The sequence below is a fragment of the Arthrobacter sp. HS15c genome (genome assembly GCF_040812005.1).
Taxonomy (GTDB): domain Bacteria; phylum Actinomycetota; class Actinomycetes; order Actinomycetales; family Micrococcaceae; genus Arthrobacter.
This window is the reverse complement of record NZ_JBFOHM010000002.1, coordinates 371,135-389,364: the sequence shown is the minus strand read 5'-3', so window position 1 is coordinate 389,364 and position 18,230 is coordinate 371,135. Positions and strand designations below refer to the sequence as shown.

Below are 18,230 nucleotides of genomic sequence, written 5' to 3'. Positions count from 1 at the left end.
GTCCCGGGATGGGGGACGCTTTCGGTGAGGCTACCCAGGCGACGGGAATCACCCACGCACCAGGTTCGCATCGATTCATTCAAGGTCGATGCCACCGCTGTCACCAACCAGATGTTCGCTGCCTTTATTGCCGACTCGGGTTACCGTTCAGAAGCCGAAATCTTTGGTTCCTCCGCGGTCTTCCACCTACTGTCAACAGCGAAGCCGGAGGACATCCTCGGCGTCGCGGCAGGAGCACCTTGGTGGCTGAACATCCGCGGGGCCGATTGGGCGCACCCCACGGGCCGGGATTCACACGGGGAGGACGTACCGGACCATACTGTTGTCCACGTATCCCACAATGACGCCCTTGCCTACTGCGAGTGGGCTGGGCTACGGCTGCCCCCCGAGGCGGAATGGGAGTACGCAGCACCCGGCGGCCTGGAAGGCATGCGCTATGCCTGGGGCAACGAGCTAACACCCGACGGCGAACACCGCTGCAACATCTGGCAAGGCACTTTCCTCCAGGAGAACACAACCGACGACGGTCACATGGGAACGGCGCCAGTGAAGGCTTTTCCACCCAACGGCTATGGCCTCTACGAGGTTGCAGGAAATGTCTGGGAATGGTGCTCCGACTGGTTCCTGCCCAAGTACTACCGCAACTCGCCGGCCGATGATCCTCAGGGACCGACAAACGGGGCGGGACGAGTTATGCGTGGGGGTTCCTACCTCTGTCATGATTCGTACTGCAACAGATACCGGGTGGCCGCCCGGACTTCGAATACGCCGGAATCCTCCAGCGGTAATTGCGGATTCCGCACCGTTTCGCTTTAAGCGCACCCCATATCCGCACTTGCAGGCACCGACAGCAGTGAGCAAAACCGCAAGCGAAGTGCAGGGCAGAGCAGCTCATTTGGCACATCATCTTGGGTACACCCAAACCTGACGTCAAGAAGGCGCCTAGGGGTAGTCAGACAGACATTCGCTTCATCTTCACTAACGAGGCCTCGGGAACAGTGAGACCGAAACCTGACACCTCTACCCGACTCAAGTGGCAGCGCACTTATGCTTCGTCGGCCCGGTCACTTATCGGTTCACACCAGTCCGTGGCCTGAGTCGACCAAGTAGACAATGCAGGTGAATCGACGCGATTTACTCGAGTGGCCGAGCGGCCAACCACTACCGTCGATCAAAGAAGCAAGCTTGTGCACGAGATCGGGTCCACTCGCACTCCTGAACCACCATCCTCCGCAGCCCCGGGGACCCGTCATAAAACAGATTTAAGTGTGGACACTGTCCACACCCCCTTTGGCAGGACAACCCACGCTCATTCGGCTCCCGTGACGTTCAGGAAAAGTGCCACAAGAGCAATTTCGGATCAAGGTCGGCGAGGTCATGTCGTCCCCGCTCCCCGGGACCATGAATAAGTGTTGGCCACCCCTCGACCAACTAGACGGAACCGAAAGGAGACCGGCCAGAACCTACCAGCAGCAAGCGGAAGGCCCACCAGCCAGGGACTTGAACCGCCACCCCACACACCTGAATAGGCCATCGCGGCAGCCAGGCCACAGCCCCCGCACCTCGCGTCAGAGGGACGCCACCACAAGCCATGTCAACACGTTAAAGCAAAAACCCCTCTGACGAGGGGATAAGCCGTGCCCGAGGTGGGACTCGAACTGCATTCCAGCCGCCATAAACACTGGGAACTCCAGAAAACATACGCAATCCGAGCCAGTCCGGCCGATGTACGACCCAGTCTGAGGCTAAATCTGTTGACACTGTCAACACCGCCGTTCTGACAGATTTTGTGAAACTCCAATCGACTGCCGCGTTCCCCAAAACCGGGGGCACGGCAGTTCCGTGTTCTGCGCCGGGAGCCTTCCGGAACGACTTTCCAGCCAGCCGGTTCTGGCGGCATTAGTTCGCAGCACATGTATGAACTCGAGATCCCGCATGCGGTTATGCCTTCCTTCAGGCCTCTCATGGGCTGAGGAGCGGAAACTTCCATGACCGAACGCCGGGCAGCAATACGTCCGCGATGGTCTTCTAGCCAGGTCCATCCAGTCAGCTGGGACGCGGCGCAAGCCACATGAGGGCTCCCTATGTGTGGGACAAAATATAGTTCACTGCATCCTTTAAGTCTGAAGTAGAGTACTCCGGATGGTGACCGTCGAACCGCCATGCTTTTCCTCTATCCAGCCATACGGTTCGAAGACCGGCTCTAATGCCTCCCAGGACATCGCCTTCCGGGTCGTCCCCGACCACCCAGCCATCCATTGAGGACCCGCACTTCCTGGCTGCTTCCCTAAATATCGCGGAGCCGGGCTTAGATACACCTACTTCATCGGCAGTGCACAAAACGTCCACAAATTGTGTTAGTCCGGAAGCTTCCAGCTTCTTTGATTGTCGAGACGCCGGACCATTCGAAACCACCGCTATGCAGTAGCCAGCCGCCCGCAGGCTTGTGAGTCCTTCGTGGGCTCCCGCAGTGGCCCTAAAAAATGAGATGTATTCGCGGCGAAAAAAGTCTGCGAGGTCATGCCTAGGAACCTTTGGATCTAGTGCCTCCGAGAGGATCTCTATGAATTTGACTCTAGATTGTCGCCCGTCAGCATCTGCCTCGACGATCAATTCCAATTGCGATTCACTAGCGCCAAACCTTGACAAAAGCGCCCTCCCCCAATCACGGACGGCGGCACTCCGGTCTACAAGGGTTTCATCCAAATCAAAGATCACCAGCATAAGGGGGACCGCTCCTAATTATCGCCTCGCCGCAGCGAACCGGACACTTCCAGTGCTTTGTTTCCAACAAAACGACGAGAGCCGCACAAGAGAACAGAATCGTCTCCCCCCTCACTGGCGATTTCGTCAATGGAACGGCAGGCAAACACGGCGCTCAACCGAGACCCACCCGACCGACGAGCTGCCCCTACGCTGTGGAAGCATAGGCTATTGAGAAGCAAAACGCCGCCCCTGGGCATCTCCAAGGGCAGTTCCTGGCCGATTAGGTGCCGGTACTCGTCGTGTTCATCGGCCCAATTGCCCCCTCCACCACCCGACTGCGGTCCAGCGTACGGTATACGGTGGCTTGCTGGAACGACAGTTGTACAGCCGTTGTCGACGGTTGCTGCTTCGAAGTAGAAGAAAACCGAAATTAGTGGCCTTGACCACTGTTGGATGTCACGATGAAGCCGAAAAGGAATATCTCCCGGCGCGTTCCTCGTGGCGTGGTTATGCCTGTGTCTCGTCACTTCCACATTCGGACCAAGAATTGCTATCAGAGCGTCTAAAACGAATGGCGTCCGCAAGGCATCGAGGAACACGCCATCACGCTCAAGTAGAGAATCTAGGCGACATGCCTCACCCGCACTATTCATGCGGAAGGGAGTGACCCGGTCTTCCAATCCCGCCGCTACAACTTTTTGCATCTGGGAAAGCAGCTCGTCTGGTAGCAAACCTGGGAGTTTCATATACCCGGCCGAATCAAAAAAGCGGGCTATGTCAGCGCTCGTCATTTAGAGTTACCTTTCCTGTGACAGTTTCATCTGACCAAAGTTCTTCGAACTGATCAAGAAAGCGTCCGTACCATAGCGGATCATCCTCTTGAGTAAGTCGAAACCCTGGACGCCACGCTGATGGCTGACGCCATGACCAGAACCATATGTATGCCTCGGCAGTCGGCTTTCCTGTATCGAAAAAATAGCCCGTGAAAGGGGGCAAAATGTCATAGGACCGCACCTCAAGATTAGTGCCAGTCGATTTCGAAGTGGCCAGAAGGGCACGAAGAGTGGCTAAACCGGCCTTATGCTGATGACGCACCGCTTCCTCGGAGGCTTTAGGCGTCGAGCTGCGTTGATTAGCATAGATCACCGCAACACCCTCAGGGTCTTGAAGCAGGACACGAACCCTTCCGCCACGGGTTAGCATGCTGCTCAGCTCACCAGAATATGAAATGAGCATCCGATTATGCCCAAATCCGCACATATCGACTGATCCTGCACTCCCCCAAATCTGGTTGAATGCATCACTATTTCTCACATAATTCTCATCAAAAAAGCGCTCCGACAACCCACGTTGAATGGAATTGAGGGCGCCCGATATCGGACCGGGATCCGGTACCGCTTCCGCGGCTTCAAGCGTTCGAGTAAGCAACTGGAGAATTGCCACATCTGATCGCTCCCTGACGGTCTTCTCAGATGAGTTGCACTCATGGGCGAAGTCGTCAGCGCGCTGCATCCAACTGCCTTTGCGCCCGTCAAAGTTGAAGCAAAGCACAAGTAGCTTTCGTTCATTCGGCGGGGCTTCACTGACCAACTTCTTGAGCTCGTCAAGACCCATGCATAAGTCTTCATCGGTATTGCCCGTGATCCGGAGGATGCGTTTAAGCGACGGAGGCAACGCAGCCAGGTCCGATGCGCTGGTAATTCCTCGGCCTTTCCTGAGGTTTTGGAGGGCATCAAATTCTTCGCCCAGACTTTGCGCTTTGGCCACGTCGTGGGGACTAATTCTCATACTCAGACTCTATATGGAGACGTAGCCGAAGTCGTGGTGTTCCACTGGGGCCCATTGAAGGATGCCGGGGTTCCAGTGGGGACCTGTTGGGGCCCTTTCGTCATCTGCCAGCCTATTGGCGGGACGATGACCCATTCGATCACATCACCGGAGGCGAGCATGAAAACAGTTGAAATGCATCGAGGAGTTCCTTGGTGGTCGTTCACTCTGCACGATCGAGTGACTGGCGACCACGTTGGAGGCGGGAAGGTCCTGGCTAGAGGACCCAACTCCGCCCGTGCTCACGCCGGTTTGATTGCGGGCAATCGTGAGGTTCGCCTAGTTGACCCTAAAGGTCCGAGCGACTCTGTGAGTGGCTAGAAAGCAATAGCCGGAAAAGGCCTTTGTGTAAACCAAAAAAGTTTGAAGGGGTGAAGGTGATGTTTGACCCGAAAAGCAGGGCGGTACGTCGGGGCGGTGCTTCCCGAACGGTCAGAAGCGGGCAGCCCAGGTTCCCGAACTCGGCCACTCCCAGAGGAGGAAGTGTCTCCCGCAGTAAGCCCAGGCCGTCACGACGCACGTCGGGCGTGGGGCGGCTCAAATTAGCGCTCCTCGCGACGGCGGGATTGATCGCATTCCTCCTCATTGGCCGCGCCATCACAGCCAATTCCTTGCACGGCGAAAGTGAGGCACGTATTTCCGCCGGTATCCAGGTTGACCAAAATACCGTCGCAGACACATCCGGGTTCGCCGAGACCGTAGGGCGACTTGCCGAACGACGCGCGGCAGAAGGCGGCGGAACCCTCACGCTTTATAAGGGTGCAGGCCAAAAACCCGTAGAGGTGGGGCACACAGATCTGTCCGTTGAGCGGGAAGGGAATCCGGAGCAGAACGCCGGACTGCGCGCTCGTGCAACTGAAAAAAAGGTGACTGACCTTCTCACAAGAAGTAAGGCAACCACCGTCACGGGGGACGGGCGAGACCTCCTTTCGCTCCTACAAGCCCTGGCAGCTGACAAACCGGATGACGGACTGGCCTGGGACGTCGTGGTGATGTCATTCGGATTACCGACTGCCGAGCCGAGTGACACTCGGATCTTGACGGCCGCCGAACCCGCTGCCGCGGTCTCATCCCTCCCCGCCGACGTCATCCCTGACCTGAACGGAGCCACCGTTCATTGGGTCTTCCCCGCGGCTACCGGCAATCAGCCCACATTGAATCCAAGGACCACCCTGTGGCGCAAGGCGTTCGTTCAACATCTGATCGAGAGGGCCGGGGGAAGCCTTGTCACATCCGAAGACCGGAACGTACCCGGGACCGCTGATCCCCAAAGTCCCTCGGCGCCCCCTGTGCCGAACATCCCTGATCCCACCCCGGTTCCCACGCAGCGGCTGCCAGTGCCGCCAGGGGCACCGGTGGTAACCGCCTTGGATGCTGGTGCGCTCTTTGCCCCTGATTCAACCGTGCTGATCGATGAAAGCGCAGCAAGAGCCCAACTCACACCTCTAATTGCCGAGTGGGCTTCCGGACGGTATGCCTCTGTCGAGTGCATAGGACGGGTTGCTGCATTCGGCTCCCCAGAAGCCGGGAAACATCTCAGCCTGGAGCGAGCGATCCGCATCGCGGAGGTACTCCAAAGTTCTGGTGTTCCTGCAACACCCATTGGCGTAGGCGTTGAGCGACCCCTCGCCGGAGACCCGCGGGGAGCACATCAGCGGTCCGTCATCTGCACTGCAACCCCTAAGTAGAACTAGCGAGCGAGGAACTGAGAAATGAAGAAGAATTCGAAACTGGACAACCGCGATCTCCACTCGCTCGCCACCCAGAACTCTCTGGCGTTCAATCATCCCCTCTATCAGGAGTACGAAGCGGTGGCCCGCTCACTCACGCCGTCCGCCGAACCGACCGCGGCGATGATGATAGAGGCAGCGCCGGGGGAAGGACTGAACCAGCTCCTCAACCAGGAGTTCTTTTCCACACTCCCCCTCGACCGGATGCTCAATCGCGCCAACAGCCGCGCCATCGCCGCAGCGAAACCCTCAATCGAAGCGGCACATGCACTCACGATGGAACAACAGGGCGTGCTGGACGACGTTGAGGGAAACGTCACCGCACTGGAAGAACTTGAGGCGGAAATCATCGAAATTTCAGGTCAGGAGATCACCCGGGCCGACGTCATTCCACTTCTGGACGCTGCGCAGGGTGCGGCGAGCAGATCCGAAGCACGTGGCGACTACGAACACACGCGTACCGGTAAGCCCGGAGCGGTGGGATGGTTCGTCGTAGGGCTCGTCTCCCTCCTTGAAACATTTGGCGTGTACGCCTTCATGGTCAATCTCGCGGACTACCTATCCCTCATCACTCTCATCGCCCTCGCCGGCATCCTGGTGCTGGTTAATCACCTCGGTGGCCGGCTGAGCGGCCGCGTGCTCAGAAGCCACGCAGAGAAGTACCGGTTGCGGCGCCAAGCGCATACAGCGGGTCATGCCATCATCCACACCGCAGTTAAGGAGCGAGCACAATGAACATCTCGGTAGAGCCCGCCACCGGCACGCAAACCAGATCACTCAACGATGAGCGCACCCGCGGCCACCGTCTCATCGCTTCATCGCCTGGGCCGGACGCTATTGGGCGCGCAAAGGTCGAGTTGACCGTCGTCGGCGTGCTTTTCGCGTTCTTCGTATTGGTCCTGGCAACCGTCATCGGAGTGCGAATCCATCACATGGCAAGCCAAACCGGGATTGGGGAACCCTTTGCCGTCCTGATGGCCACTCTCGTGTCTCTGGCAATCCTCATCGGGATGACCTGGCTCGTCTATACCTACTCCCGAGGGAACCACCTCGGAGACTGCCTCAAAACCCTTGGCGAAGCTGCGTCCGAGACCCAGGACATAGCCAAGGAACTGCAAGCAGGCGCCAGGTCAGGAATACAAACCATCGACGACATCAGGCAACAGGCACAGAAGTGTCTGCTGGAAGCAGATGCACACTACGGTCACGAGTTCGCTAATCACCTTGCAGGGCTTCAAGGAGCAGCACAGGTACTGGGCCTCAAACGAATGCCCGCTCCGAGCCATCACGACCTGTACAAGATACCTGAACCCCTCCGCGACGCAGTACAACCAAATCTCCAGGCGGCAGCGCTGCGAGCCGACGAACTAAAGGCCCGGCTGGAGGCAGTGACCCTCTCACTTCCCACCGGCCCTGACAGCCCCTTCGCCAATACATACCCCGAGCACCAAGCAAACGCGGACCCCGCATGGATTGATGAACCCGCACTACAGACCCTTGGATACGCTGGAACGGCCCCCTCCCCTCGCCGGCGACAAGGCCTGTTAGTTTTGGCTGCAGTTCTCGCCTTTTCACTACTAGCCGGACTAGCTCTATTGGCACTAACTGCAAGCGACGATGCCAACGCTGAGCCGCCCGCTCCTGCAGCCACGGTCGAAGGAAATACGCCGGCCCCAATACCTTCATCGATTCCGTCCCAAGGGGCGGTTGAGAAGGGGAACCTCGTCGAAGGTACGGATTACTCCTTCATGGCACAGTTCGAGGGAAACCCGGTGAGATGGACCTGCGGAGACAACATAACCGTCAGGCTAACCGGCCCCTCACCATCCGGAACTGATGCAGCCTTAAGCACGGCAGTCTCTGCACTTCGGGAGGCAAGTGGACTACCACTCGTAACCGCGGACGCCGCCCCCCACCCATTTGATAGACCGGAAACCGCTCCCCCAGGTGAGATAAGCGTGAAATACGCCCCTCAGAGCGAGGTCCTTGCCATATCAGGCTCACCAGATGCGGTTGGAGTCGGAGGCCCCCGCTGGACAAAGGGAACGGTCACCTCCGGTTTCGTGATTATCGATGCCGAACATTCATCAACAGATCCAAACACCCCCTTCGGCCAGCATGTTCTCGTCCACGAACTGGCGCATGCACTGGGAGTCGGACACTCCGCAGACGGCAGACCAGAACTCATGCGCCCAAAAGATGCTCCGCTGGAAGGCCAAAACAGCTTCGGCCACGGAGACCTGTACGCACTGCAAGAAGTCGGCTGCCCAAGGTCGTGACCGCGTGGCATGCTCTGGCCGAGTCGAGGACTCAGTTTTACAGATCGAAGACAGGAGGCGCCTGCGCGCGTGTGAGCACGCTGGACCAGAACGAGAAGCGCAACTCGAGGGGCAGGCCCGGTTCGCCTGCGAAGATTTCCTAGTCGCTTAGACTGTGCTCTAATAATTCAGCTTGCCTTGCATGTGCTAGGCATGAGCCTGGGCGCGCCAGCCCTGACCCCTCAAACTGACGCTGAACATCACATGGCGGTAATGCCATAAAGTCGAGGGGCGTCGAGCGGCCTACTCTCCACCCATCTGGAACTCGAAAGCCTGGCGGACCAAGCCGATGATGTAGCCGGAGTCGGTATCCTCGTCCAGGCTGACCTCGGTCGGGCCATTGCCCCAGTGCCCCTTGCCGCTGACGTCCCAGGCATCGCCCCGCTCGTCGCGGAGCGTCTCGATTGGGATGTTGAGGCTCAATCTCAGCCGAGCCTTCTGCGGAACGACGCCGACGAAGTTGGTCTCGGCTTTGAAAGCGACGTAGTGCTTGAGGAATTGCTGAGTGATCCCTGGGTCCAGGGCCAGAACCTCCGCGCTGAACCTCTCGAACAGGGCTCGGCGCGGCTGCCGGAGCAGATGGGGGTGGTGTTCGATGGAGAAGTCCGACTCTGCCCGCTTTCCCTCGAACTCCGTGATCGTTTGGGCTGACGGCTCCGGCAGGGACCAGATCTTGAGGGCATCGTCTGCCAGCCGCGCGGCCCGCTTTTGGATCTCGCTGGCGTTCCACGATTCGAGTTGCCCTAGTCCCTTGTTAAGCCCGATCGGGCTGTCATTGAACCCTCCCTCCATGTCGCGCTTCTTTGCGAACGCGTGGTCGGAGTACCCCAGGCTCTCAACAGACAGTCTATTAGGAGGTGACCGGAAGGTCTGGGCAGAGAAGCTCCAACCGAACTTTTGGAGCTATCGTCCAGCGGAAAAGGTCATCGGCCAAGCGTGTATGGAGTGTGGGGAAACCTGGCCGTGCCGAGCCTTTGCCTTCATTACGGCACCGGACTAGTAGCTGGCCTCGCGCCACTCCGTGGAAGACTTCGCGGCCGAGTGATGCGACAACGTTCCAGCCGCCATTCCGAGCGGGCACTCACAGCTGCAGGCCACCAGCGCCACGGTTCTCAATTCAAAGACGTCTTGGAGTCCTTCGTTAATGAGAAATATCGAGGTGAAGGATCCCTCCGGCCCGGCATCGCGCCTAAATGTCGCACGCTCGGACTATGCTCCGCTCATGACTATAGATTCAGTGACGGCACTAGTTCTCGCATGGTCTGCTTCTCCATTGGGCGTTGGCGTTCTCACGGGCGTCATCGTTGCCGGAGTACTTTCTCTGCCACGCCTCATCCGCTGGTTCATTCGGGGAATCATCAGCGCCCCCGAGAGGATACTCATCGGTGCCCTAAACTTCATCGATCGAAGAACCTCAGCCAAGCACCAGGGCTTACTCTAAGAAGGCTCGATCCCAAATGGCCCCGGTCCGTTCACTCTCCACAGGGCTGCAGACCCTGCAACTCCAAGGTGATCCAGTCGAGGGACCAAAGCGCAGTAGGCGGCCTAACTGCCGCCGTGACCTACAAGCAGATTCGGCCCGTGCCAATGATCCAAAGCGCATCCTCATGAAACAAATGAATATCCGATACGCCGGAGCCTGTCGGCTGTGCGGGGCCTCTCTTCCGGCCGGGACAAAAGCGATCTATGAGAGCGAGACGAAGACCATCCGCTGCCTGGACTGTGCCACCGAGGCCGCGGCGGAAGCCATGAGCCCCGACCTGGAACCAACTCACGATGCGTCGTTGTCCACTGAGTCCGGAGGAGCCGGGTCATCCGCCCGACGCGAATATGAGCGCCGCAAGGCGAAGGACAAGGAAAAGCTCCGAGAAAAGTGGGGTCACTTCGGCGGCCTCGCAGTCGCCCTTTCTGACGAGCGCCAGCCCACGAAGTCTTGGGATAGAGGCGCGATTGGGGAGGAGCGCCTCGGCGCTCGGCAAAACGCCATGGCCGCCGATGGCCTGGCCGTCCTCCACGACCGACGCATCCCCGGCTCGAAAGCCAACATCGACCACATCGCCATCACCCCCAGTGGAATCTGGGTGATCGATGCCAAAAGATACAAGGGCCGGCCCGAACTGAAGATTGAGGGTGGCATCCTTCGCCCACGCGTCGAGAAGCTCCTTGTTGGCCGGCGTGATTGCACGAAATTAGTCGATGGGGTGCTCAAACAGGTCGACGTCATGCGCGATCTCGTCGGGGATGTTCCAGTCACGGGGCACTGTGCTTCATCGAAGCAGACTGGCCGCTGATCGGGGGCGCGTTCTCGACTCAAGGCGTTCACGTGCTCTGGCCGAAACGCCTAGCAAAAGTGCTTACAGAGCAGACAGGCGGCGACGTTGATGTGGCCAGGACGCGTGAGTCCATAGCCTCGCGGTTCAAACCTGCATGACATCAGGAGCCGACGTTCGAAGCTGCTCGGGAAGCACCTTAGGGGATCCCCTTGGGGTCTGCACCAGGCACCCAATAGCGCCGCGAGACGCACCTGTGAGGAGCTGGACAGGCGATTTGGGATGTCCATGGAGTGTCCCGAGTACCGACCGGATTTCAGGACGCCAAATTGCCTCTCAGCGCATACGCGCGGCGAGCTGGTCGAAGAACTCGGCGACCATTTTCTCTGCACCGTCCTTCATCAATTCGGCCCCGCCAAACCGGTAGACCTCGTAGCCGGCGAGCCTGAGCCGTCGGTCCTCGGAGACCATCTCGCTATAGAGGGCTGGGCTTGCGGTATCGCCGTTCGAGTAGTGTTGCTTCCCGTCGACCTCGAGGACCACGCGATGTCTGCTGGAGAACAGGATGAGGAAGTCCATCCGCTGCCGTGCCAACGGGCTGCCGCTCTGGCCAGCAGATCGACGAGCCGACTGTGTCGCGGGGTCGAAGTGCAGGTAGACCTGTGGGATCAGAGCCGGTATGTCGAACTGGCCATCCTTGTAGCGTGCCGCGTAGGCGTCGAAGATGCGGAGCTCAACCATGTTGTTTCCCAGGGAAGCCCGCAGGCGATTGTGCAGATGCATTCCGACGTCCCGTGCTGGGATGGTGTATTCGAAGCCCTCATGCTCTCTCCACCACTCGATCAGATTGCTGAATGTCAGACCATCAGCAGGGATCGGCTGACCGTAGATGAGGCAGTACTCGCCGTTGCGGACGATCTCTATGTCGTTGTTGACGGCGTCGCGCAGCACAAGCTCAGGCTTAGGTCCGTTCGCAGCGAAGATCAAGTTCTTTGCCGGCGTGCCAACGCCTCCGCCACGGTCGTACTCTGCGAGTAGAGCATTCAAATCGGCGAGGAGCCCGCCGGTTACCTCAAGCTCAGCGACGATGCGTCGCGCAAGGGCCACGAGCTGGGGAAGACCCCAGCCCGCCGTGTACGTCTTGATGACATCACGTTTCGAGTAGTCGGCGTGGGTTGGCTGCTGCTCGGTCTCCGGCCATGGCAGCCTAAGCTCCTCGGCGAATACCATCTCGAGGTCGCTCCGCGTGTAGGTATGGATGAGCGCCTCCTCGATGGCGCTCCGAAAGGTGCGCGACGACACCTTGGTTGGTGCCTTGGGGAAGTCGGCGCGAATTGCCTCGAAGTTGAAATCGCTCACAGCACCATTGTCTCTGTCGCCGACGACAGCCGACTCTCCCCGTTACATTTATTGGCTCCCCGAGCGCCGGGGGCATGGTCTTTGGACCCCGTACGACTTTCTCGCCCCTGTTGCTGATGATCCGGGGTCTTGTCGCGGAGGCACTTATTGATCGCTGACAGGGACGAGGCCAGCCCAACAGGGTCCAGGCTGAACCGGCTCGATCGGGGATACCGGGAAGGCCGCGGACGCCGTGGCCGCCCGTAGTGCCTGGATCTGCCCCATAGGGTCCAAGCCCCGCCAATTGATGGGGTTGGAATCCATAACTGACTAGGCCGACGGTCTCCGGTCGTCGCATGCCAACACACTGTCAACCCTTATGGGAACGACACGACAAGCGCTTGAACTGATACCTGGCCAGAAGGATGGAGAATGTCTGGGCAGGAAAGGTTCAGGGAAAAGTGGCTCAAAAGGTTCAGGTGTGTTCCACCGAGGGGTGCGAACGACAATCGGCGTATAAGACGCGGAAAAAAGAGGCGTGGTGTGATGAATGCCTTGTCGACGTTCTTGGCGATGTCGACCTGGAACCGCTTGAAGCCTTCCCCGGCAGACCCGAGGACTGGTGGCTGACGCGCTGCCTCACCTGCAAGGCCGAATGCCACTACCGGCTCGAAACCCTGCTGGATAAACGCGCATTCAACGTGACCGGCTGCGGGCGCTGCGACTGGGCCGATTGGGCGAAGGACCATGGGGGTATCTCGGAACCCGTCAGTGTGGAGGCTCAACGACAGCTTCTGGATCAGCATGGCTTTGACCCGGTCGGTGAACTGCTTCCGTTGCAACCCGGACATGCGGTGGTGGCAAAGTGCCGGTCCTGCGGCATCCAGAAAGCAAAGCAGCTTAGCGACATCACAGGGTGGGGCTGCCATTGCATTCGAGTCACCCGGACCGGCGGTGTCGGCGCCCGGAAAGCAGACGGCGAGAAGCGGGGCGCGATAAACCTGTTCGTGGATTCGGACAACGCCGCACTCAGCTGGTGGGACCACGAATCCAACTCGGAATCTGAACTGAAGACGGCCACGGTGAAGGCCACGCGCAAGGCGCACTGGGTCTGTCCCGACTGCGACCACCGGTTCAAGGAACAGGTCTACATTATGGCCATCACCCCGATATGCCCGGCGTGCCATGCGCGCGACATGGTCGAGGCCGAGCGGCTGCGAAGTGTGGCGGTAGCCGACATTCCAGCGCTGCTGGCTGCCTGGGATGACGAAGAGGATCCCCGTGATGTGATGGTTGTTGGAAGCGGTCCGCTGCGCCGCTTCCAGTGCCCCGCCGGACACCATCCTCGGTTGGATCCCTATAGGTATTTGAGGGCCGGATGCTCAATCTGCCGTGCACAGGCGACTAGAAAACAGAGCGGACGGCAGACGCTGTCCAGCGTCCTTCCGGAGATTGCCGCCCAATGGCACCCCAGACGCAATGGCACTAAGTTCACTCCGGAAACCGTCAGCCCTGGTTCCACACGATCATTTTGGTGGAAGGCAGGCTGCTGCGGCTACGAATGGGAAGACTCGGTAAGGAACCGGGACAAATACCAGCGATGGCTTTGTCCGAAGTGCAAGACCATCCTGCACTCCTTTGGCTGGCAGGACCCGGGCCTTGCCGCTGAGTGGAGCCCGGAAAACCCCACCACGCCGTGGCACCTGCGCCCGTTTGCCAAGACGTCTTTCCTTCCCAAATGGAACTGTTCGGTGAACAACGAGCACCAGTGGGAGGCGTCCCTTGCCTCTCGATCATCCGGTGCGGAATGCCGGGAGTGCCAGGTCACCGGCAAATCAAAAATCGAGCTTGAGCACTTCGCCGCTGCCAAGAAGGTGTTCGATAAGGTCCGCTCCGGTGTCGCTGTGCGGGACAAGGCGTTTGAAACGCGGACAGTGTGGAGCGTGGACATTCTGATAGAGCGTGACGGGACGAAGATCGCCATCGAATACGACGGGGCGCACTGGCACATGCCTGAGGCAAAGATCCTGGCTGACAAGTCGAAGTCCCTGGACCTGCTCGCGGCCGGCTACCTAGTCATCAGGCTGCGTGAAGACAATCTGCCGTCCTTGGACATCAAGGATCCGCGGTACGTGGAGTTGCAGGTCTACTCCACGGCACCACAGCCGGAAAAAATGATGACCAGGGTGGACCAGTGGCGGCGGGACGTCGTGGCGGGAAGCGCGGTGGCCTGATGATCCCTACGTACGTTCTGGGTAACGAACCAGCAGCGACCCGTCGACTCCGCGCACTCGCCGATGCCATCGAACGTCGCGGCCATGATGCCTTGCCTGAGCTTTGAGCAAGGAGGCTGAGGTGTCTTCGGTCAAGGGAGGTGGGGGTATCTCCGGTTCGGGAGACATGAACAAGGTCATCATTCGGAAGGTGGAAGACTTCAAGCCAGTCCAGCAGCCGGTGGATGAACCAGAAGATGAGTGACTCAGCCTCACTGCATTTGTCCAACCACATCAACACTTAGATTAGGTGCTCAATTGCTCGCGCAGATTTTGCCTGGCTTCAGGGACTTCAAGACTCCGCTCATAACCGGCTACTTGTGGCTCGTCATTGCCTGGATCGGCTTCGGCATGACCATCCCTAGTAAGGACGAAACTACTGGGGCCATGGGCATGATCAACTGGCTCACCGGCTACACGTCTACCGCGACCATCCTGGCGGTTCTCAGCTTCGTTGCCTATGTCGTCGGCATCTTGGTGAGCATTGACGTGAAGCTGGCCACGCGCCTCGTGGCTCGGTACGGCTTCACCCTGGAACGTCAGCTGAATAAAAAACAAAAGTCCGTGTGGAAACGCCTTCCGCACCGGGACAACCTGTCGTATCGCCGCTCTCTAGCGAACGAGTCTGGATCAACTCTTCTAAAGCTGTTATGGGAGGCGTTCAGCCGAATCGAAGCCAGGAATGTCCCCTGGTATCCCCTGCACAAGGAATACAACCTCCCGGTGCTGGAAGAGGAAGAGTACGACGAACGAAAGCAAACGGAAGAGGGCGGTCAGGCTGAGGTAGACAGGCAGATCCGTAAGGAAGCCCTTCGGACTCTGTCCCCAAGGCTCAGCCAGGAGATGGACGAAGAGATCCCTGTGCTCGCGACAAAGCTGCAGGAGAAGAACAAGGACTTATTCGACTCCTACGACCGTGACAGGTCAGAGGCCGAGTTCCGTCTCAGCATCGCTCCCCCAATCGCGATTCTTTCTGTGCAGCTCTTTGTTCTGGGCCTTAGTGGAGATGTCTTGCTTGGGTCGATAGCTGCCATAGCTGGTTTGGTTGCCTCAGTCGTTTTGCTCCGCAAGGGGTGGCTCAAGGTACTTGACTCAACGAGCGTTGTGGTCACGGCCCTAGAGATCGGAACTATCAGTTCACATGTCATCGAGCGCCTGGACGCGCTAGAGGGTAAGAAGCCCTCAATGAAGATTCCGGACCCCATCATTGGTTAGAAGCTACGGAACAATGCCTAGCTCATTGTCCGAAGCGTACGTAAGCAACGACAGCTTGTTGAGAGTTTCCTTGGGGTCGTTCAAAACCGACGGGTTGTCTTCGATAGTCTTCATCGCTTTCCAACTCAGCTTGCGGACAACGGCGTTCACTTTGCCATCTGTCGTCGTCGTCTTGATGACAAGAAAATCGTCGACGTACATTGCGATGTTGTCGTAAGCATCGACCGCCGCGAGGAGCGCTGCCGTCGTTGACGCGTTCATAGCTGACACTTCCGCTTGAGCCTTGTTCGCAGTGGTGTCCATGGCCCACTGCTCCCCGGCCTCAGCGAGGTCCATCATCTTGTTACGGACGGCTTTGCTGTCTCCGCCGTTCCACCAAGCTTTGACGCTAGCGATAACCGAGCCACGTTCAACAGACTCTATGGCAACACGCTCGGCCCCTGCCCGATAAAAGAAGCGCTGGATGGCTTGCACTAACAGAAGCGCACTTACCGCATCGTTACCGTCTGCGTAAAAGCGGCTGCTTACTGGACCCGTCATCCGAACACCAGGCCAGTTGCGAAAACCTGCTGGGTACGGCTTGGCTTCAATGCCGCCTTGATTCCTCGCTTGAGCGTTGCCAGTACGCCATGGCTGAGCAGAACTGGAGTTGGTCTTGGCGGACTTGCTCGTAGTCGCTGCCCTAAGGCCCTTGCCAGATGTAGCGGCCTTACTGATGTAGAACTTCGCTACTTTGCCACTCTTGCTACTCTTCGGAGCCTTCGCCATTAAACGATCCTACAAGTTTGCAGTAACGTTGCTGGTCAGCGCGGCACTCCGTGGGTAAGGGGCTGCCGGCCGTCGCAATCGAACCGTTGTTCTGAAGTTTGGTTCGCGATAACGGACATTATGTCCTGCCCAGCATCGCCCGATCGATACAACAAGACCGCCCTCGAGCAGCAGACGCTCGGCTGGCTCTCTTTGCCCGATTCAGCGGCTATCGGCTCTCACCAAAGGGCACCATCTTTCAGCCCGACCAGAGCTACGATCCCGCCCACAATTCGACCCGCTCAGATCCGTCGTATCTACGAATGAGCAATCGCACGAACACGGAAAAGTCAAGGTTTGTCAACAGTAAAAAGACAAAAAGCCTCTGACCTGCGGAAACACTGTGCCCGAGGTGGGACTCGAACTGCATCCCGGCCCTTGGAAACACTGAGCTCCCGCGGAAACATGCGGAATCCAGAGCAGTCCGAAGGATATTCGGCCAGGTACGCCGCGAAAAGTGTTGACAATGTCAACAAGCGCAATCCGTCCATAACAGTCCCGACCAATCGCGACGCTTCGAAGCGAGGGCGACGTCCGCTTGTGGTCTTAGCAAGCCGGCGCCCGGATGACTTGGTTCAATGAGAGGCCCCGCCAATACACCTCAGGGTCGCCACCAGAGTCTTGCAGCTGGATGCCTTGCCTTGGGCCAATGATCCCGATGCGTTGCCGCATGTTGCCTTCCTCGTTCGGCAGCCATGCTGCTTGTTGCCTTGCGCGACGGCAAACGTATCGATGCCACGACGTTGTCCAGAGCGTCCTGGCTGCAGCTCCAGACTTCCGAGGAACGCAAGAGGCTGATATTGCCAGGCTGCGGCATCCGTGCCGTGGCTAACCCCGCGGAGAGTTGACCCAGTAACTCCCTACCTATGTATAGGGGTTGTTGAGGGGTGCGGGACTTCGGCCTGTTCTCAGAGATACTAGTGTTGGCTGTGATGGTCCGAATATGCCTTGTTGCGGACTTTTTGCGGACTGGCTAATACGCAGTCAAGAAGGACGAGATTAATACCCTCAAGCAAGGCAGGAAGTGTGCTCTGCCTTCCGCGCAACCGCTTCCAAGGGCAACTTTCGGGCCCTGGAGGGGCGGCCTAATCCCCCCCGAGAAGCCTGGCCTTCGCTTTGGTGAACTCTCCGTCGGTGAGTACGCCGTCTCGACGCAGCGCAGCCAACTTCGCGATCTCGTCGGCGGCGCTCGGTGCGTTCGTTGCAAGGGCCTGCGTAGGCTTCTTCTTCGCCTCAAAAGATTTCCGGGAGATGAGGTCGACCGCTTCGCGCACCTTGTCGGTGGTCTCCAAGTTGAACTCAAACGTGTGGGCGGCTCCGCCGACATTCAGCGTGATCGACTTCAGTTTCGGTGCCAAAAGGTTCATCCCACCGGACAAGAAAGTTGCGGTTACGCCGCCCGGTGGGGCGATCGAGCCGTGCATGCTTACAGAGTTAACTTCGCTGTACAGAATCCTTTGCACGTCGTCAGCAACTCCTATGCCTAGCTTCCATTCTATGAAGTGGGGGTACAGCCTCAAGAAGCCCTTGACGCTGGTCAACTCCAAGATGAGTGTCGCTCGTTTGGCTTTCTCCTCGGCTGCCTTCGCCTCTCGCTTGGCTTTATCCTCGGCTGCCTTCGCCTCTCGCATGGCTTTATCCTCAGCAGCCGCCTCCTTGTAGGTATTGACAATCGAATCTTTGGCAGCCGCCATGCGTTCCTTGAAAGAAGCCATGTCCTCCCTTTCGGAGTCACACCCTAGAGAT

At 58.6% G+C, this 18,230-nt stretch carries 14 protein-coding genes; 7 read left to right on the top strand and 7 right to left on the bottom strand.

The features are described 5' to 3' along the window. Positions 1-24 precede the first annotated feature (24 nt). Positions 25-816 (top strand): formylglycine-generating enzyme family protein, encoded by a 792-nt coding sequence (locus tag ABV518_RS04730; RefSeq protein WP_367765662.1) that lies wholly within the window; start codon positions 25-27, stop codon positions 814-816. 1,266 nt (positions 817-2,082) lie between these two features. On the opposite strand, the gene ABV518_RS04725 is transcribed toward ABV518_RS04730, so the two are convergent. Genes ABV518_RS04725 through ABV518_RS04715 form a run of 3 tightly spaced genes read right to left on the bottom strand, consistent with a single transcriptional unit; the run spans position 2,083 to position 4,494 of the window. Continuing rightward, the gene (locus tag ABV518_RS04725) at positions 2,083-2,724 is read right to left on the bottom strand and encodes an HAD family hydrolase (protein WP_367765661.1); all 642 of its coding nucleotides are present in this window, start codon (positions 2,722-2,724) and stop codon (positions 2,083-2,085) included. Positions 2,725-2,738: 14 nt separating this feature from the next. Continuing rightward, on the bottom strand, positions 2,739-3,497 hold the full coding sequence (locus ABV518_RS04720; protein ID WP_367765659.1) for a phytanoyl-CoA dioxygenase family protein: 759 nt from the start codon (positions 3,495-3,497) through the stop codon (positions 2,739-2,741). Beyond that, positions 3,484-4,494 carry a hypothetical protein gene (locus tag ABV518_RS04715; protein WP_367765658.1) on the bottom strand — a complete coding sequence of 337 codons (1,011 nt, stop codon included), beginning with the start codon at positions 4,492-4,494 and terminating at the stop codon, positions 3,484-3,486. Before ABV518_RS04715 ends, ABV518_RS04720 begins: the two co-directional genes overlap by 14 nt. 1,751 nt (positions 4,495-6,245) lie before the next feature. Here ABV518_RS04715 and ABV518_RS04710 point away from each other — a divergent pair. Then, complete coding sequence (locus ABV518_RS04710; RefSeq protein ID WP_367765657.1) at positions 6,246-6,998, top strand: hypothetical protein; 753 nt, start codon at positions 6,246-6,248, stop codon at positions 6,996-6,998. Next, positions 6,995-8,542, top strand: coding sequence for a hypothetical protein (locus ABV518_RS04705; RefSeq protein WP_367765656.1), 1,548 nt, complete (start codon positions 6,995-6,997; stop codon positions 8,540-8,542). The genes ABV518_RS04710 and ABV518_RS04705 overlap by 4 nt, the downstream gene beginning before the upstream one ends. A gap of 282 nt (positions 8,543-8,824) precedes the next feature. Here the strand turns inward: ABV518_RS04705 and ABV518_RS04700 are convergent, their stop codons facing one another. Then, positions 8,825-9,373, bottom strand: coding sequence for a DUF5655 domain-containing protein (locus tag ABV518_RS04700; protein WP_367765655.1), 549 nt, complete (start codon positions 9,371-9,373; stop codon positions 8,825-8,827). Between the two features lie 815 nt (positions 9,374-10,188). Here ABV518_RS04700 and ABV518_RS04695 point away from each other — a divergent pair. Next, positions 10,189-10,872 (top strand): nuclease-related domain-containing protein, encoded by a 684-nt coding sequence (locus ABV518_RS04695; RefSeq protein WP_367765654.1) that lies wholly within the window; start codon positions 10,189-10,191, stop codon positions 10,870-10,872. Positions 10,873-11,187: 315 nt separating this feature from the next. Here the strand turns inward: ABV518_RS04695 and ABV518_RS04690 are convergent, their stop codons facing one another. Beyond that, positions 11,188-12,210: a hypothetical protein gene (locus ABV518_RS04690; RefSeq protein ID WP_367765653.1), complete on the bottom strand. Its 1,023-nt coding sequence runs from the start codon at positions 12,208-12,210 to the stop codon at positions 11,188-11,190. Positions 12,211-12,614: 404 nt separating this feature from the next. Here ABV518_RS04690 and ABV518_RS04685 point away from each other — a divergent pair, with 404 nt between their 5' ends. From ABV518_RS04685 to ABV518_RS04675, 3 genes are all read left to right on the top strand, one after another. After that, entirely contained in the window at positions 12,615-14,423 is a 1,809-nt protein-coding gene (locus ABV518_RS04685) for a zinc-ribbon domain-containing protein (protein WP_367765652.1), read from the top strand. Positions 14,424-14,544: 121 nt separating this feature from the next. Then, positions 14,545-14,667: a hypothetical protein gene (locus ABV518_RS04680; protein WP_367765651.1), complete on the top strand. Its 123-nt coding sequence runs from the start codon at positions 14,545-14,547 to the stop codon at positions 14,665-14,667. A gap of 53 nt (positions 14,668-14,720) precedes the next feature. After that, on the top strand, positions 14,721-15,677 hold the full coding sequence (locus tag ABV518_RS04675; protein WP_367765650.1) for a hypothetical protein: 957 nt from the start codon (positions 14,721-14,723) through the stop codon (positions 15,675-15,677). A 3-nt stretch (positions 15,678-15,680) separates the two neighbouring features. On the opposite strand, the gene ABV518_RS04670 is transcribed toward ABV518_RS04675, so the two are convergent. After that, positions 15,681-16,445 carry a hypothetical protein gene (locus ABV518_RS04670; RefSeq protein ID WP_367765649.1) on the bottom strand — a complete coding sequence of 255 codons (765 nt, stop codon included), beginning with the start codon at positions 16,443-16,445 and terminating at the stop codon, positions 15,681-15,683. 1,124 nt (positions 16,446-17,569) lie between these two features. Beyond that, complete coding sequence (locus ABV518_RS04665) at positions 17,570-18,199, bottom strand: SHOCT domain-containing protein (protein ID WP_367765648.1); 630 nt, start codon at positions 18,197-18,199, stop codon at positions 17,570-17,572. Positions 18,200-18,230 lie beyond the last annotated feature (31 nt).

Excerpts from the sequence above, each read along its gene's own strand:
- ABV518_RS04725 (WP_367765661.1), bottom strand. The coding sequence starts at position 2,724 with ATGCTGGTGATCTTTGATTTGGATGAAACCCTTGTAGACCGGAGTGCC.
- ABV518_RS04720 (WP_367765659.1), bottom strand. The coding sequence starts at position 3,497 with ATGACGAGCGCTGACATAGCCCGCTTTTTTGATTCGGCCGGGTATATG.
- ABV518_RS04715 (WP_367765658.1), bottom strand. The coding sequence starts at position 4,494 with ATGAGAATTAGTCCCCACGACGTGGCCAAAGCGCAAAGTCTGGGCGAA.
- ABV518_RS04710 (WP_367765657.1), top strand. The coding sequence starts at position 6,246 with ATGAAGAAGAATTCGAAACTGGACAACCGCGATCTCCACTCGCTCGCC.
- ABV518_RS04705 (WP_367765656.1), top strand. The coding sequence starts at position 6,995 with ATGAACATCTCGGTAGAGCCCGCCACCGGCACGCAAACCAGATCACTC.
- ABV518_RS04700 (WP_367765655.1), bottom strand. The coding sequence starts at position 9,373 with ATGGAGGGAGGGTTCAATGACAGCCCGATCGGGCTTAACAAGGGACTA.
- ABV518_RS04695 (WP_367765654.1), top strand. The coding sequence starts at position 10,189 with ATGAAACAAATGAATATCCGATACGCCGGAGCCTGTCGGCTGTGCGGG.
- ABV518_RS04685 (WP_367765652.1), top strand. The coding sequence starts at position 12,615 with ATGGAGAATGTCTGGGCAGGAAAGGTTCAGGGAAAAGTGGCTCAAAAG.
- ABV518_RS04670 (WP_367765649.1), bottom strand. The coding sequence starts at position 16,445 with ATGGCGAAGGCTCCGAAGAGTAGCAAGAGTGGCAAAGTAGCGAAGTTC.
- ABV518_RS04665 (WP_367765648.1), bottom strand. The coding sequence starts at position 18,199 with ATGGCTTCTTTCAAGGAACGCATGGCGGCTGCCAAAGATTCGATTGTC.